Annotated in this window: 16 protein-coding genes and 1 tRNA gene; 4 read left to right on the top strand and 13 right to left on the bottom strand. The window is 49.2% G+C overall.

The genetic code is table 11. The features are described 5' to 3' along the window. Positions 1 to 166: 166 nt before the first annotated feature. The 10 genes from ACXLDX_RS14815 to ACXLDX_RS14770 all read right to left on the bottom strand — a co-directional run bounded on the left by ACXLDX_RS14815 (position 167) and on the right by ACXLDX_RS14770 (position 8,662). Positions 167 to 559 (bottom strand): hypothetical protein, encoded by a 393-nt coding sequence (locus ACXLDX_RS14815; protein WP_457577961.1) that lies wholly within the window; start codon positions 557 to 559, stop codon positions 167 to 169. A gap of 24 nt (positions 560 to 583) precedes the next feature. Continuing rightward, positions 584 to 1,483 carry a 16S rRNA (cytosine(1402)-N(4))-methyltransferase RsmH gene (gene rsmH / locus ACXLDX_RS14810; RefSeq protein WP_457577960.1) on the bottom strand — a complete coding sequence of 300 codons (900 nt, stop codon included), beginning with the start codon at positions 1,481 to 1,483 and terminating at the stop codon, positions 584 to 586. Further along, positions 1,483 to 1,938, bottom strand: coding sequence for a division/cell wall cluster transcriptional repressor MraZ (locus ACXLDX_RS14805; RefSeq protein ID WP_457577959.1), 456 nt, complete (start codon positions 1,936 to 1,938; stop codon positions 1,483 to 1,485). Before ACXLDX_RS14805 ends, rsmH begins: the two co-directional genes overlap by 1 nt. A gap of 380 nt (positions 1,939 to 2,318) precedes the next feature. Then, on the bottom strand, positions 2,319 to 3,149 hold the full coding sequence (gene panB, locus ACXLDX_RS14800; RefSeq protein ID WP_457577958.1) for a 3-methyl-2-oxobutanoate hydroxymethyltransferase: 831 nt from the start codon (positions 3,147 to 3,149) through the stop codon (positions 2,319 to 2,321). A 181-nt stretch (positions 3,150 to 3,330) separates the two neighbouring features. Next, the gene (ruvB, locus tag ACXLDX_RS14795; RefSeq protein WP_457577957.1) at positions 3,331 to 4,392 is read right to left on the bottom strand and encodes a Holliday junction branch migration DNA helicase RuvB; all 1,062 of its coding nucleotides are present in this window, start codon (positions 4,390 to 4,392) and stop codon (positions 3,331 to 3,333) included. Then, on the bottom strand, positions 4,389 to 5,012 hold the full coding sequence (gene ruvA / locus ACXLDX_RS14790; protein ID WP_457577956.1) for a Holliday junction branch migration protein RuvA: 624 nt from the start codon (positions 5,010 to 5,012) through the stop codon (positions 4,389 to 4,391). Before ruvA ends, ruvB begins: the two co-directional genes overlap by 4 nt. A 245-nt stretch (positions 5,013 to 5,257) precedes the next feature. Continuing rightward, on the bottom strand, positions 5,258 to 5,731 hold the full coding sequence (ruvC, locus tag ACXLDX_RS14785; RefSeq protein WP_457577955.1) for a crossover junction endodeoxyribonuclease RuvC: 474 nt from the start codon (positions 5,729 to 5,731) through the stop codon (positions 5,258 to 5,260). A 25-nt stretch (positions 5,732 to 5,756) separates the two neighbouring features. Beyond that, positions 5,757 to 6,506, bottom strand: coding sequence for a YebC/PmpR family DNA-binding transcriptional regulator (locus tag ACXLDX_RS14780; protein WP_457577954.1), 750 nt, complete (start codon positions 6,504 to 6,506; stop codon positions 5,757 to 5,759). Positions 6,507 to 6,518: 12 nt separating this feature from the next. Further along, complete coding sequence (locus ACXLDX_RS14775) at positions 6,519 to 7,148, bottom strand: SAM-dependent methyltransferase (RefSeq protein WP_457577953.1); 630 nt, start codon at positions 7,146 to 7,148, stop codon at positions 6,519 to 6,521. Continuing rightward, positions 7,136 to 8,662 carry a CCA tRNA nucleotidyltransferase gene (locus ACXLDX_RS14770; RefSeq protein WP_457577952.1) on the bottom strand — a complete coding sequence of 509 codons (1,527 nt, stop codon included), beginning with the start codon at positions 8,660 to 8,662 and terminating at the stop codon, positions 7,136 to 7,138. The genes ACXLDX_RS14775 and ACXLDX_RS14770 overlap by 13 nt, the downstream gene beginning before the upstream one ends. A 103-nt stretch (positions 8,663 to 8,765) precedes the next feature. On the opposite strand from ACXLDX_RS14770, the gene ACXLDX_RS14765 reads away from it, so the two are divergent. Beyond that, on the top strand, positions 8,766 to 9,725 hold the full coding sequence (locus ACXLDX_RS14765; RefSeq protein WP_457577951.1) for a tRNA dihydrouridine synthase: 960 nt from the start codon (positions 8,766 to 8,768) through the stop codon (positions 9,723 to 9,725). Between the two features lie 25 nt (positions 9,726 to 9,750). Here ACXLDX_RS14765 and ACXLDX_RS14760 read toward each other — a convergent pair whose 3' ends face one another. Together ACXLDX_RS14760 and recN are read right to left on the bottom strand one after the other, a co-directional pair. Further along, positions 9,751 to 10,803 carry a thiamine biosynthesis protein gene (locus ACXLDX_RS14760; RefSeq protein ID WP_457577950.1) on the bottom strand — a complete coding sequence of 351 codons (1,053 nt, stop codon included), beginning with the start codon at positions 10,801 to 10,803 and terminating at the stop codon, positions 9,751 to 9,753. Continuing rightward, a complete protein-coding gene (recN, locus tag ACXLDX_RS14755; protein ID WP_457577949.1) occupies positions 10,800 to 12,485 on the bottom strand; it encodes a DNA repair protein RecN in 1,686 nt (561 codons plus the stop codon). The genes ACXLDX_RS14760 and recN overlap by 4 nt, the downstream gene beginning before the upstream one ends. A gap of 697 nt (positions 12,486 to 13,182) precedes the next feature. Between recN and ACXLDX_RS14750 the strand changes: the two genes are divergently transcribed. Then, entirely contained in the window at positions 13,183 to 13,689 is a 507-nt protein-coding gene (locus ACXLDX_RS14750) for a metal-dependent transcriptional regulator (protein ID WP_457577948.1), read from the top strand. A gap of 92 nt (positions 13,690 to 13,781) precedes the next feature. On the opposite strand, the gene ACXLDX_RS14745 is transcribed toward ACXLDX_RS14750, so the two are convergent. After that, positions 13,782 to 14,003, bottom strand: a complete 222-nt coding sequence (locus ACXLDX_RS14745) for a SelT/SelW/SelH family (seleno)protein (RefSeq protein WP_457577947.1) — start codon at positions 14,001 to 14,003, stop codon at positions 13,782 to 13,784. Between the two features lie 91 nt (positions 14,004 to 14,094). On the opposite strand from ACXLDX_RS14745, the gene ACXLDX_RS14740 reads away from it, so the two are divergent. Both ACXLDX_RS14740 and ACXLDX_RS14735 read left to right on the top strand, forming a co-directional pair. Beyond that, positions 14,095 to 15,378: a deoxyguanosinetriphosphate triphosphohydrolase family protein gene (locus tag ACXLDX_RS14740; protein ID WP_457577946.1), complete on the top strand. Its 1,284-nt coding sequence runs from the start codon at positions 14,095 to 14,097 to the stop codon at positions 15,376 to 15,378. A gap of 70 nt (positions 15,379 to 15,448) precedes the next feature. Next, positions 15,449 to 15,525: transfer RNA gene (locus ACXLDX_RS14735), tRNA-Arg, on the top strand.

The raw sequence follows: 15,525 nt of genomic DNA, 5'->3' as shown, positions 1-15,525 counted from the left end.
TGCTGATGAAACAGTTTCCGCCCCTGGAGAAATTAAAAAGCAGCGGAAAAACAGGATCAACCGGCGTGGCCGAACTCTATGGTCCAGCCTCAAAAAACCAATAAAAACCCCGACTGCGGCGCTACAACCTTCGGCTGTGGATTTTCAGATATCTCCCGCATATCGGTTAAAGTACAGGGGAAAATGTCCCCCTCCTGCTGTTGTACCTTATAACCTGTCCTTTGGGTTTATACAGGGAAAGCTTTTCTCCAGCCATACGCTCAATCTGCTCGGGACTCCTCAGGTATTCCCTGTCTGCCTCCAGTCTGAAATTTTCGAGCCTCAATTCATATTTTTTATTCTCTGCAACCGAAATTGACCTGTCAGCATTTCTGATTAAGGCTCCAATAAAAATATTGGTGGCAACAACAGGGACCAGTAGAAACAGCAGAACCTTCACCGCCGGTTTCCATACTACGGAATCAACAACGACCCCCTTTTTACGGGCCCCGGAGTATTGTCCTGCACCACTCTGTACACCGGAACGCATATACGGCTGTACTGGATTTTGAATATTCATGTTTTTCCTCCCGGCTTCCTGCCGCTATTTTTTCTCTGCCACCCTCAGACGTGCACTACGTGACCGGCTGTTTTCAAGGATTTCATCACGGGATGGCACAACTGCTTTCGACGTGACAACCTCCAATTCCGGATTTTCCCGGAATTTTCTTTTTACAATCCGGTCCTCAAGAGAATGAAAAGAGATCACACAAAATCTGGCTCCCGGTTTTAACCAGTCGACTCCGTCATCAAGGATTCGCGCCAGATTTTCCAGTTCACTGTTCACCGCTATCCTGAGAGCCTGAAAAACTTTGGTGGCCACATGGATTCTGCCGGGATGAAACCGTCTGGGAACGGCCCTGGAAATAATTGACACGAGCTGCTTTGTTGTCCTGACCGGTTCCTGTTTTCTGCTCTTCACAATGGCTGCAGCGATGGGTCGTGCCTGCCGCTCTTCACCATAATAAAAAAAAATATCGGCGAGTTCTTCCCGGGTGCAGCCTGCAAGAATAGATTCGGCAGTCACAGCCCCCCTGTTATCCATTCTCATATCAAGCACTTCATCGCGCTGAAAACTGAACCCCCGTTCCCCCAGGTCAAGCTGCAGTGAAGACAGACCCACATCAATCAGCAGACCATCGACACCATCAACACCGGCTTCAATCAGTCCTTCCCCGATCTCGGCAAAATTTCTTCTCACTATCTGCAACCTGTCACCATACGCTGCCAGCCTTTTTCCGGCTTTTTCAATAGCGCTTTCATCCCATTCAAAACCTATGACTCTGCCATCGGGAGCTGATCTTTCAAGAATGATTTCACTGTGCCCACCCAGTCCGAGAGTGCCGTCTACATAAACACCACCAGAAACCGGCTGGAGATACTCCATGGTCTCTGCCAGAAGAACCGAGGTGTGGATTTCCTTTTCCCTGGTATCTGCAGTCATCAATACGAACCGAGCTTTCGAACCTGATTTTCGTATTTTTCGAAATTTTCTTCTGCCTGAGCATTGTCGGCCAGGAGTGCATCCCGATCCCATATCTCCACCCAGTTTCTCATCCCGGACAAGGTCACTTCCTTATCAAGGCCGACGGCCTGCTTCAGATTCTGGGGAATACGGATCCGGCCCTGCTTGTCCAGAGTACACTCCTCCAGATTCCTCATCAGGTAACGGACAAAGGTTTCATTAAGATCTCCGGTTGGTCCCTCATTCCATATCTTTTCCTCAAGGGCCTCCCAGTCAGCAACAGGATAAACACGAAGATATCTCTTCCAGGGAGCAAGAATCAGTATTTCGGATTCACGATTCCGCAACACATCACGAAAGCGGGCGGGAAAATTCAACCTTCCCTTATTGTCCAGAATATGATCCGAACTGCCACGAAAACGATTCCTGATCACCGAAGTTTCTCCTTGCCACACGGCACCACAAATAGGGACCACAACCCACTTTACACCACCACTACCCTATCTTTTATAACAGGGCACATGGATGTGTCAAGTAAAAAACTTGTGGAACTTCAGGAGGATAAGAGCAATAACAGGAAGAAAGAAAACACTACATAAAGGATATGCATCCGAACAGACACACTATATATAGTAGAAAGAGACAAAAAAACCACCAGGGCTGCCCAACAAACAGTTTGCCCACAGAAACATCTAAGAGGTTGTTATTGAAGGATTTTAATAAAAGACTTAACAGGAGAGAAAAACAGAAAAAATCAGGGTGGTGTAAAGTGGGGCGAATTAACACCCCACTTTACACCACCCTGATCAGGCAATTACTCATCAAGTAACTGGCGATAATCCACCTCGCTGGTAAAACTGTGCTCCTTTTCAGGATACTTTCCAACCTTCACCTCATCATGAAACGCTGTCACAGCCTCCTTGATCATTGGAGCAAGATTGACATATTTTTTGACGAATTTTGGAGTGAACTTCTCAAACATACCGATCAGGTCATGGGTGACCAGAACCTGCCCATCGCAGTGAATACCGGCACCGATACCAATCGTCGGAACAGAAACCGATTCGGTAATTATCTTGACCAGGCTGTCCGGTACACATTCAATCACCATGGAAAAAACCCCGGCCTCCTCCAAAGCCCTTGCCTCATTAAGCATTCTCCTGGCGTCATCAAGTCCACGACCCTGAACCCTGTAGCCACCCAGCTGGCTTGCACTCTGGGGCGTAAGCCCAATATGTCCCATAACGGGCACTCCGGCGTCAACAAGCCCTTTGATTACAGAACATACGGCAATCCCGCCTTCAAGTTTGACCGCATCACAACCAGCATCCTTGATAAACCGTATGGAGTTCAAAACGGCATCTCGCACCCCCGTCTGGTAGGAACCATACGGCATATCACCGATAACAAAGGTGTCTGGCGCACCGCGGCGGACCGCTTTGGCGTGGTGGATCATCTCATCCATGGTCACCGGAACAGTGGAGTCATAGCCCAGGACAACCATACCAAGAGAATCACCGACAAGCAGGGCATCCACCCCGCACTCACTCAAAAGGCGGGCCATTGCCGCATCGTACGCGGTCAGTACGGATATTTTTTTATTTTCAGCCTTCATAGCCCGGATTTCGGTCACTGATCTACCCATAATTCTCTCCCTTTTCTGAATCCCACCCTGTTGATCTGAAAATTCCCGACTGAAGGTTTGTACCGCTGCAGTCGGGATTTTCATTTGCTTTTTGTACCCTCTGGGCATAACTGGCTGAGCCGTAATTGGTCACAGGGGTAACAACTCTGTGATTTTATTACCTCTGAGCTGTGGGGTCCGGTCATGCCGATTTATCAAAAAGTGACTTTTGATTTCCCGCGATCCGCGGTGCCGTCCTGCCGAAATGCTCATAGGCGGTAGCCGTAGCCACCCGCCCACGGGGAGTCCTTTTCAGAAATCCGGACTGGATAAGAAACGGTTCGTAAACATCTTCCAGGGTATTTTTCTCTTCACACACTACCGTTGCCAGAGTATCCAGACCAATGGGCCCGCCCTGGAATTTATCAATTACGGTCAGCATGATGCGGCGGTCCATATCATCAAGGCCGTACTGATCAACCCCGAGAAGGTTAAGCGCTTCACCGGCAACTTGCGCATTGACAACCTTATGATTACCCACTTGAGCGAAATCCCGGACTCTCCTGAGCAGCCGGTTTGCGATCCGCGGTGTTCCCCGGGACCGCCTGCCAAGCTCAAGGGCCCCGGATCGATCTATTTTTACATCGAGAATCTTCGCAGAGCGCATCACAATACTGACAAGCTCCTCCGGGGAATAAAATTCCAGCCTGAGAATCACCCCGAAACGATCACGCAGGGGCGGCGTCAACAGACCGGTCCTGGTGGTGGCCCCAACCAGGGTAAACCTCGGAAGATCCATTTTAACCGACCTGGCCCCGGGCCCCTGGCCGATGATGAGATCAAGCTGAAAATCCTCCATAGCCGGATAAAGAACTTCTTCAACCGCATGATTGAGCCTGTGAATTTCATCTATAAACAGGACATCCCCCTCCTGCAGGCTGGTCAGAATCGCTGCGAGATCCCCCTGTTTTTCAATGACGGGACCGGAGGTCATCTTGATACCGGCCCCCATTTCGTTGGCGATAATATAGGACAGGGTTGTTTTACCAAGGCCGGGGAAACCATGAAAAAGGACGTGATCCAGAGGCTCACCTCGACCTCTGGCCGCCTGGATAAAAATGGAAAGACTTTTACACAGGGTTTGCTGGCCGATATACTCCGCCAGACTTCCGGGACGAAGCCCCGTATCCCCGGTCGGCTCCCTGGCGGCCGGTTTCGGGCTGACCAGACGTTCTTCCGCAGAAATATTTTCCTCAATATTCATACAAGAGTCCTCAGTGCTTCACGGATCAGCTCTTCCACTCCCAGCTCCGCAAAAAAATCATCCCCGAGCCTTTTTTTGACTGAACCAAGAGTTTCTCTTGCCACGGGATCAGAATACCCGAGGTTGACCAGGGCAGAGATGGCATCCGCCACCGGCGAACCCGCCACCGGAACCACAGGTTGATGAACGGATGAAAAATTCACTTTTCCCTCAACCAGATGCCCGACCTTTTCCTTTAAATCGACACAGACCCGCTCCGCTGTTTTCCTGCCAACTCCCTGGAGAGTGGTCAACGTCTTGATATCCCCTTCCATTATTGCCCGGCAGAGATCGGCGACCTGGAGCCCTGACAGCATAGCGAGGGCCAGCTTGGGACCTATTCCGGACACCGTTTTCAGGATAAGAAAAAGTTCCTTTGCCTCAGGCTCCAGAAAACCGTAGAGGGTGATGGCATCTTCCCGGACATGAGTATGAATATGAAGAAGAACTTCCTCCCCCACTTCCGGCAGCCGCGCCACACTGTCAGTTGCCATAAAAACCTCGTAACCCACCCCGACGACATCGATAACCGCTCTGTCCGCCTGTATTGAAAAAACCCTGCCGTTAAGTGCTGCAATCATGATATATTATTTTCTGATTACGTATAAAACTCAGCCTGTTATTTGTGAGCCTGGGGATTGGGCCTGTTTTATCAGGCGTATTTCAAAAATCACATTAGACTGATTATAAAATGATCTGCACTGACACTTTTTCATTTGAATTCCTTATCAGTTGAGATTTCCAGTGGTTTTTGACCGTAGGCGAGCCGGATAAAACGGGCCCAATCCACAATTTGGCTGAGTTTCATGGGTAATCAAGTATTATTTTACAGGTGAAATTGATTGGCATGACAGATAGCCACAGCCAGAGCATCAGCCGCATCCGGGCTGGGTGAACCATTCAGGGCCAGCAGGACTTTGACCATATGAAGTACCTGCGTTTTTTCCGCCTGTCCGTAACCAGCTACAGCTTGTTTTACTACCCGGGGGCTGTAATCGTAGACAGTCAGCCCATTCTGCATGGCGGCCACCACTGCCGCCCCGCGGGCATGCCCCAGCTTCAGTGCCGAACGCGGGTTCCTGGCCAGAAACACATCCTCGACAGCTCCGATAACGGGGTTATGGACCTGAATAACCTCGTTGATTCCCTCAAATATCTCATTGAGCCGGTAGGAAAACGGATAGTCCGTCGTGGTTTTAATGACACCGCAGGCCACAAAAGAAAGTCCGTTACCTTCCGCGTCTATAACACCATATCCGGTAATCCTGCTGCCGGGATCAATCCCGAGAATACGTTCCACTTTTTTTGCAGCTCCCGGCCCGGCTTTATGAAAGCTGTTCCATCAGCTCATCGTCAATATCAAAATTGGCGTGCACTTTCTGCACATCATCATGATCTTCGAGATTTTCCAGCAATTTCAAAAGAGATCGAGCCACCTTTTCATCGGTCACATCCACAGTATTCTTAGGAATCATGGAGATGGAAGCCTCTATAAAACTGATACCGGCTTCTTCAAGACCGCTGCGGACATCGTCCATATCTTCCGGGGCGGTCAGAATATGGAACTCGCTTTCTTCCTCGATGATATCATCAGCTCCCGCCTCCAGGGCGTGATCCATCAGCTCTTCCTCAGACACCGTTTCCTTGTCCACAAGGATAAGACCCTTTTTTTCAAACATCCAGGCAACACAGCCGGATTCCCCCAGGTTCCCATTGCTTTTGGTGAAGTAATGACGGACATCAGCCACGGTCCGGTTCCGGTTATCGGTCATGCATTCCACCAACACGGCAACTCCTCCCGGTCCATATCCTTCGTAGAGGATTTCATCATAAACTTCTCCGGCTATTTCGCCGGTACCTTTCTTAATTGCCCGGGCAATATTATCCTTGGGCATATTTTCCGCCTTGGCCGAGGCTATCGCCGCTCTCAACCTGGGATTACCCTCCGGATCTCCACCACCGGTCCTTGCGGCAACAGTAATCTCCTTGATAAGCCGGGTGAAGATCTTTCCCCGCCTGGCATCATTAGCACCTTTCTTCCTCTTAATTGTTGACCACTTTGAGTGTCCTGACATATTTAATACCTGTTATTTATTTATTGGCTGCCCGGAAGAAGCGGCCGGTTTTCTGTATCTCATGCCAAGGACAAAAACCTCCCTGCTCTCAATTCTGGAGCTCTTCGGCTTTATCACCTTGACCATATCAAACCGGCTCTTCATTTTTTTCACAAAACCGGGAAAATCCTCTCCCTGAAAGACTTTGCAGATATAATGCCCCTTGTTCAGTAACAGCTGTTCAGCCAGGGACATGGTTGTATTGACAAGATCCAGGGACCTTTGGGCATCAACCCAGCGACTGCCTGATGTTTTCGGCGCAAGATCCGAGATCAACACACGAAAAGCGGGCCTGAATCTGCGAACCAGAGGCACCAGTTCAGGTGCAGTAATATCCTGACAGAGCCAGTGGATAGGTGCCCCTCCTGGACGGGGACTGCAATCGACCTGCTGCAGATCCACCCCGACTACTATACCTTTCGGACCAACTATTTCCGAGGCATAGAGCGACCAGCTCCCCGGATAACAGCCGAGATCCAGAACACTGTCCCTCTTACGAATAAATTTATATTTCTGCTGAACCTCTTCCAGCTTATAGACAGACCTGGCCGGGAATTTATTCTTTCTGGCCTTCTTTGCATAGTAGTCGTTTACTTTACGCACGTTTTAGTCCATTTATTTTTCTTTGACAAGACGTATCCCGCATTTCCGAGAAAACCCTCCACCCAACTGATGGCGGAATCCCGGTCTTTCACCTCACTTTCCACCATGGCTATTTCCAAACCATCAAGGATCGCGGAAAAAATAGGCCCGGGAGTAAGACCGAACCGCTCCGCCAAATCTGTTCCAGTGAGCAGACGCGGGCCTTTAAGTATCGGCCTTATGCTCTCCCTGTATTCTCTGCACACTTCCTCAAAAAGAAATGCAATCTCGTCTTCCATGTTCTCCGGCTTCAGTTCTCCCCGCCCGGCCAGACTGTCCGCCATGGCAAGAAGAAAAAGAGCAGGCAGTCTCCCACCGGCCCGTTTGCAGATTTTTAATGCGGCCCTTTTTGTAATCCCTCCCGTTCTTATATTATTACAGAGATGAAAAGGATGCATGTGCATGCTGATGAGAGAGGCAACAAAATCGGTATCCCTGCCACTCCAGCGCATCCGTTTTGCAAAGGCGGAAAAAAGCTTTTTTCCTGCCTCATCATGGCCGTAAAAAGTAACCCGCCCGGTTTCCTTTTCACTTTCCCTCCTGGTCCCGGGTTTACCAATATCGTGCAGAAGTGCCGCCCATTTCAATCCCCGAACCACATGCTCACCCTGAAGATATGTTTTCAATATCTCACCTGCAGCCGGAAAATACGTTTCAGGAAAAGCAATCAACTCCTCCATCATCTCCAGTGTCAGCATGTTGTGATCAAACACATCCAGATGATGGAATCTTGGCTGGTTAACCCCCTTTCCCCGGTATAATTCCGGCAACAGCCGTTCTAGAAGACTGGTTCCATGCATGTCCTTCAGGGTTGCGGCGGTTTTATTCGAAGAAAAAATCATGTCCAGTTCAACACGAATTCTCTCCGGCGCAACCCGGCTGATCAATGCGCTGTTTTTCTCTATTGCAGACATTGTTTCCTCTGCCGGGAAAAATCCCATTGTGGCCTGAAAACGAAACGCGCGCACCATCCGGACAGGATCATCGACAAAAGCGGCCCCACAATGACGCAATACACCTTTCTGCAAATCGGCAAGGCCGCCGGCAGGGTCGAGCAGATTCAGTTCTGCCCCGTCAGCGGAAAACTCTGCAAAAGGTATCGCCATGCTGTTTACAGTGAAGTCCCGCATCAGCAGATCTTCTTCAATACTCGATACATTTTTCCTGTAATCGGCCACGTCTACCTGGATATTCCGCCAGACCAGACGGGCTCCTTCATCCTCAGGACCTGAAAGATCAACAAAGCTCCCCCCACCCAGGATGGCGATAACAGTTTGAACAAAGGAGATTGCCCCCTTCGCCAGAGCAATATCCAGGTCTCCCGGATGCTTTGCCAGAAGTATATCCCGAACCGTTCCTCCCACAACATGCAGCTTGATTCCATCACGACCGGCCGCTTCTCCCAGAGCCTGAAGCAGTCTGTCCGGATAATACGCCGACAGTCGGGCCAGCTTATGGAGTTTTACTTTACACACTTCTCATTTTTCCCTACATTGCATAAAATCTAAAACCAGCATTTCAGCACTATTGCTGTGTAACTGCTCACTTACCAGACATTCTCTATCCTGTACAGTCAAAATGAACACCATTCAAAACAGTAGACAACCCTTTATTTACCTGGCTCCCATCAGAGGAATAACAGATGTCCTGTTTCGTAACACCTTTTTTCGCCATTTCGGCGGAATCGATGCGGTAATTGCCCCCTTTATCAATCCCCAGAAGAACTGCCTGTTCGACGACAAAATGCTCAAGGATCTATTGCCGGAAACAAACGACATTCTTCCCATCCCCCAACTCCTCCACACGGACCCCGGGGATTTTCTTTCCCTGGCCGAACGTCTGGCAGATCTCGGTTATTCCCATGTCAACTGGAACCTGGGATGTCCGGCCCCCATGGTTACCAGAAAAAAAAGAGGTTCCGGCCTGCTTCCTTATCCCGAAAGAATACTCTTTCTGCTGGAAAAAGTCAGCAGCAGGATCCAAATGAAACTGTCCATCAAAACACGTTTCGGCTACGAACAGAAAGAGGAACTCTTTCATCTTCTGCCCCGGTTCAACGACTTCCCTTTAAAAGAGATCATCATTCACACCCGCCTGGGAAAACAACTGTACAGAGGAAAGACTGATCCCCGGAGTTTTGCCACCTGCCTGAAGCTGAGCCGCCATCCTCTTATATATAATGGGGATATAGTCACTGAAGACGATTTTGCCGGACTGGCTCACCGCTTTCCCGACACATCCGCCTGGATGATCGGCCGGGGACTGCTTATGAACCCGTTTCTGGCTGAAGAAATCAAGGGGCTGCTGCCCGGTGACGGGGAAGCAAAAAGAAACAGGCTTGTCGCCTTTCACGAAGAACTGTACAGAGGCTACAGAGAACAATTGAGCGGGCCGGGCCATCTCCTCGGTCGCATGAAACAACTGTGGCTCTATCTTATCACCTCTTTTCCCGGAAAGAAGAAAGCGTTCAAAAAACTGAAAAAAAGCAGTACGGTTTATGCCTTTGAGGAAAGTGTCAAGCAGATTTTTGACCTGTAGATGAACTTTCCTCCATACAGTGCGGTTACTCCATCCGCCACTCCCTGAAGAGAGAATCCTCCAGAAAAGGAACGGTTTTTCTTTCCGAAAGTTCACCCAGGGTAAATATCACCTCTCCGGGGGGACGTCCGCCGTCAATTTTTCGCCCGTAACGAACAACAAGACGTGCTGCCAGTTCCAGATCCCTCTTTAGGCTGTCACTGTCCGGATAGTACGCGGCGGCCCTTCTCAACAGGGCTGTCGGCCCCGGTCGCTGTTCCATCCACAGGAGCGCATCATCTTTTCCGGCAAGTGTTTCCAGTCTATCATTATCCCGTTCATCCCGGCCGAGAACCAGCCAGCCGCCACCGGGCAGAATAAACTGTCTGCCAACCAGCAGCAACCGCACATCTTCGGTTGTGATTTTTGCCGGTGACAGGGGAGAATCATCAGAGTAGAGCCTGCTTATTCTTCGGCTGAGAATGGGATCGGCCAGAATACAGCCCCCGGCCGGAGCCGGAAAGTCAGTAATACCATACTCTCCTGCCAGGGAAATCTGCCTTGAACGCCCCCGACCGCTGAAATCAAGAAGCTTCTCCCTGTCAACCCAGCCTTTTTTTTCCGCCTCTGTTTCCGCCATGAGTTTTGCACTGAGCGGCCTTAAAAGAAATGACCTGGTCCCCGAATCTCTCTCGATCACATTCAGGGTATCCCTGCGCTGGGACATGGGACGTTGACCAAGAACCTCCCCGGTAATCAGGAATTTCGCTCCTCTTTCTGCCATCATCTCCCTGGCCTTTGCCAACATGAAAATTTTACAGTCTATGCAGGGATTGAAATTTTTTCCGAATCCGTGAGCCGGATTCTTCAAAAGTTCAAGATATTCCGAGCTGATGTCAAATAACTCCACATGAATACCATAAAGCCTGTGCATTCTTTTCCTGTGGGTCTCTTTATCCGCAAGAATCCTGTAGTTGAAAAATGGTGTCACAAACTGAATGGCCGTAACGTCAATCCCCTGGGACATCACCAGGCGGGTTGCCAGAATAGAATCCAGACCACCTGAGAAAAGAGCCAGCGCCTTTATTTTCTGCATCATGATTCACTTCCCGCGGTTAAAAGCTGTTCAGCCCATATCTTTGTCTGTTCCGTGGCCGACTCACCTGCCAGCATCCGCATCAGCTCTTCTACCCGCTGATGAGAACCGAGACGTTCCACTGCAGAAAGAGTCCGACCGCTGGAGATCTCTTTTCTGACCCGATAATGAAGAGTTCCCCTTGCGGCAATCTGGGGCAGGTGGGTAATACAGAAAACCTGGTGATGTTCCGCCAGCTCTCTGATTTTTCTGGCAACCGCCTCCGCCGCTTCACCACCAATCCCGGCATCCACCTCGTCAAATATTACTGTTTCAACCATATCTTTTCTGGCCAGAAGGCATTTCATGGCCAGCATCAGCCTGGACAGCTCACCTCCGGAGGCGACTTTCGCAAGGGGCTTTGGTGGCTCCCCAGGATTGGCGGAAAAAAAGAATTCGCCACGATCCCAGCCCGTTACCCGTAGATTTTCGGGCACCTGTTCCACACCCTGCCAGTTGACATAAAATCCGGCGCTGTCAAAAGCCAGGGAGTGCAATTCCTTTTCCATGGCCTCCTCCATAGCCAGAGCCGTCTTCCTGCGGGCCAGAGATAATTCCCGCGCAACCCTGCAGGCAGCCTGCTCCGCTCCGTCAACTTCCGCCTCCAATGCTTCAATCTGCCTGTCCATATTATCAAGACGCTGCAACTCTTTTTCACCCCTGCCAGCAAATTCAAGAATTTCATCCAGGCTTTCACCATATTTACGTTTGAGACGCCTGATCATGTCCAGCCGCTCACTGACAATCTCCAGGCGGAGCGGATCACTCTCCAGGGAATCCCTGTAATATCGCAATTCATGGACATGATCCTCAGCCAGGTAGGTAAAACCACTGATTTCATCCCTGATTTTTTCTGCGCCCGGATCCAGTTCAGCAAGCTGCTCCATATTCCTGCGCAGTTTAATCAGCCCGTCCATCAACTCAACAGACAGCAGATGATAACTTTCCCTGCTCACTTTTATTAAGACATCAGCACTCTTAAGCCGCTTCTTTTCCAGTGCGAGCGACTCATCTTCACCCGGTTCAAGTTCTGCTTCTCTGATTTCATTCACCTGGAATTTGAGAAAATCCCTCCTCTGTTCCTTTTCCTGCTCTTCGGCGCGTAATCGGGTCAACCTGGTTTTCCTGTCCTGCCATATATCAAAAAGATCAGCCAGTTCCCTGCGCATCTGCCAATGTTCACCCAATGTGTCGAGAATATCCAGATGCAGGGACGGCTGCAGCAATTTCTGATGATCGTGCTGACCTGCGACACTGAGCATATCCGCAGTCAGGTCCGAGACGGTTCTGGCCGTTGCCAGAGAACCATTAACATAAAGCCGTGAACGTCCGGAACGGGTGATCACCCGTTTAATGATAACCTGACAGTCATTACCGAAACCGGCCTCATCAAGCTTTCTCAATAAATGGGAGTGGGCTGGATTCAATTCAAAAAGGGCTTCAATTTCACATGACCGGGCACCGCTTCTTACCCAGTCAAGAGATGCCCGGCCACCGGTCAGAAGATGAATGGCGCGCAGCATGATTGATTTTCCGGCACCGGTTTCTCCCGTCATCACAACAAGGTTAACACCATTCCGACGATCAAAATCAAGATCAAGGGTTTCAATCAGCGCAAGGTTTTTTATTCGCAGTTCACAAAGCATAATAACAGTAACCAGGCTCCACAGAGACTTCGTAATATTTTAAAAATAACATATTGAATATTCAAAACAAATAACATTAATACCGGGCCCGGGAACATAAACCGATTCAAGGGCAGGTAAAAGTAATTCTCACGTCCCGACTTGACTCTCCCTCTAAAGGACTGTACTTTAAATCTGAAACTGTGACGACTTCGTGACCATTGCTGAATCCTGAGCCTCGCAAACTCAATTTCCTGCTTAACTATCAACATCCTGGACTATATTGACACCTCAGCACCATTGAATTCCTCATTTCCAGCAGGGAAGCGAAGACTCCGAATTTGCCGGTTGCAGAATTTAGATAGTGTCAGTCCAGAAATGAGGATTTTTGTTCGAGATCAAGGCGCACAGGAAATTTTACCGCAGACATATAATTGATATCGGAGTCTACGCTTACCTCCGAGGTTAAAATTTTTCGGCCAACGCAGATATCGAGCAAAAAGACCAACTATGGACAGGCACTGGATATCACAATAACATACAAAACCACCGTTACAAAAAACATAAACAGGCACGATCAGGAAAATTATTTGCATCCCTGTGCCCCCTCATGGATTCAAAGTTAGACAAAATGCGGCTTAACCGCCCAGTGCCTGGTGTCCAGCCAACAGGCAAAAACAGTCCACTCTGAATACCCATTATTCAACAACAGATCAACATGAAAGAGAAAGCGGATCTCAGTGCAAGCCTGGAAGATTACATAGAAGCCATTTATCACATTATTGATGAAAAGCTTGTTGCCCGCAGTAAGGAAATTGCGGCAAAACTTGATGTCAGCCGGGCATCCGTCACCGAAGCATTGAGGGCCCTGTCCAAAAAGGGCCTTATCAACTATGCCCCTTACGAGGCCATCACCCTGACTGATAATGGAAAAACAGTGGCGGAAGATGTCATTTTTCGTCACGATGCACTGAAACGTTTTTTTATTGAAGTGCTTGCAATAGACACAACCATTGCCGAAGAAGGCGCCTGCAGAATTGAACATTCGGCACCACCGGAGATCATTGCCAGAATGATCAGTTTCACCAAATTCATCAAAGAGTGCCCAAGGGGCGGCGATGATCTCATCAGAGGTTTTGCCGAATATTGCATAGAGGGAAGACAGGAGGAAAAATGCAGCTCCTGTATTTCAGGATGCCTGGGTCCCGAACAGAAGGAAAACTAACCCCCCGTCATTGCCATCTTTTTACTTTCTGAATCCGTGATGGCCTGGTGATTTTCTGTTTACTGTTGCACTCACAGGGATTCAGGTAATTTTCAAACGGTTTGAATCAGTCGTTCGACTTCTCCATCCTCCGGAAAACGACCCAGGCTTTTTTTGGAAAAAAGCAGTTTGCCGTCGGCTGTAATTTCAAAAACACCACCAGATGATGAAATCAATTCGATTTCTGCGTTAAACTTGTTCTTCAGCTCTTCCCCCAGACTGGAGGCACGCGGTTCATAATTTCACTTCGTACAATATTCAATCGAAATTTTCATGGTCAATCTCCTTGAAATGGTTTTAAATCTCATCTGGAACAACTGTATTCATTTTTTCACAACATCGCAATCGTAAAACCCGATAACCGGCATGGCCGGACTCTATGGCCCAGCCATTTATGCCCAGAGGGTACAAAAAAACAATGAAAATCCTGACTGCGACAATACAACCTTCAGCCGAGGATTTTCAGATAAAACAGACGGCATGAGGAAACAATCCCCACTTTTCAAAATCCTGGAAAAACTCGATGGGAACGAGTATAAAAATTTAGTATTTTCAGCCACAAAAAGTAACGAAGGTATCAGGAGGTATCCCGAAAAAAAGCCTGGATACCGGCAGCAGTTTGCCCTGGACGCGGATCGCATTCTCCACTCCCGGGCCTATATGCGCTACATCGACAAAACCCAGGTCTTTCATCTTGTTGACAACGACCATATCACTCACCGGGTTCTCCACGTTCAGCTCGTGTCCAGAATAGCCAGAACTATTGGCCGTTTTCTCGGTCTTAACGAAGATCTTATAGAGGCAATAGCCCTGGGGCATGATCTCGGCCATCCACCTTTCGGCCATGACGGAGAAAAATTCCTCGCAGAACTATGCCTGGATCATGGACTTTCCCCTTTCCAGCATAATATACAGTCCGTGAGATTTCTTGATACCCTGGAGCGGAAAGGAAGAGGCTGGAACCTGACCCTCCAGGTCCTGGACGGCATCCTGTGCCACGACGGTGAGGTGCACTCACGCCGGTTGTCACCACAGCCCATATCAGATTTCAATGAATTTGACAGACGTCTGGCAGCCAAAGAAAACAAACCGGACCTGGCCGTTCTTCCGGCCACTCCGGAAGGGTGCGTCGTCCGCCTGGCAGATACCATAGCCTATATCGGCAAGGATATTGAAGACGCCATCATTCTCGGTCTGATCCGGCGCGATGACATCCCGAAAAGATGCAGGGAAAAACTGGGAAAAACCAACGGAACAATCGTCTTCAACCTAGTCACCGACCTCATCAGCAACAGCAACCTTGCAGACCCGGAAGCAATTCAAATCGGTTTTGGCGAAGAGGTGTCGGATCTCCTTCTTGAACTGAAAAAATTCAATTACGAAAGAATCTATCTTGCTCCGGAAACCAAACGGAACATCCCACTGATACGGGACTGCTACCAGGCCCTTTTCACCTTCTATCTTGACTGCCTGAAAAACAACCCCGGCAATCTTCCACCAGGCGTTGACCTGATGGCGGACATGGATTTCATTTACCGGGATCATTTAAAATATGAGAGAAAGATTTGTGATTTTATTGCCGGAATGACGGATGATTATTTCATAACTCAGGCCCGCTTGATCGGCTGCACGGTTCCCGACTCCCTCTAAAAAATAAACCGGAAAAATATTACCATTGACCTCAACCGGCGAACATGGTATCCAACTGCACAATCAGTGTGCACCCGTAGCTCAGCTGGATAGAGCACCGGACTTCGAATCCGGGTGTCGGGGGTTCGAATCCCTCCGGGTGTACCA

The organism is Desulfomarina sp. (genome assembly GCF_054039375.1).
The sequence above is the reverse complement of the archived record's forward strand: the minus strand, read 5'-3'. Positions and strand labels throughout refer to the sequence as shown.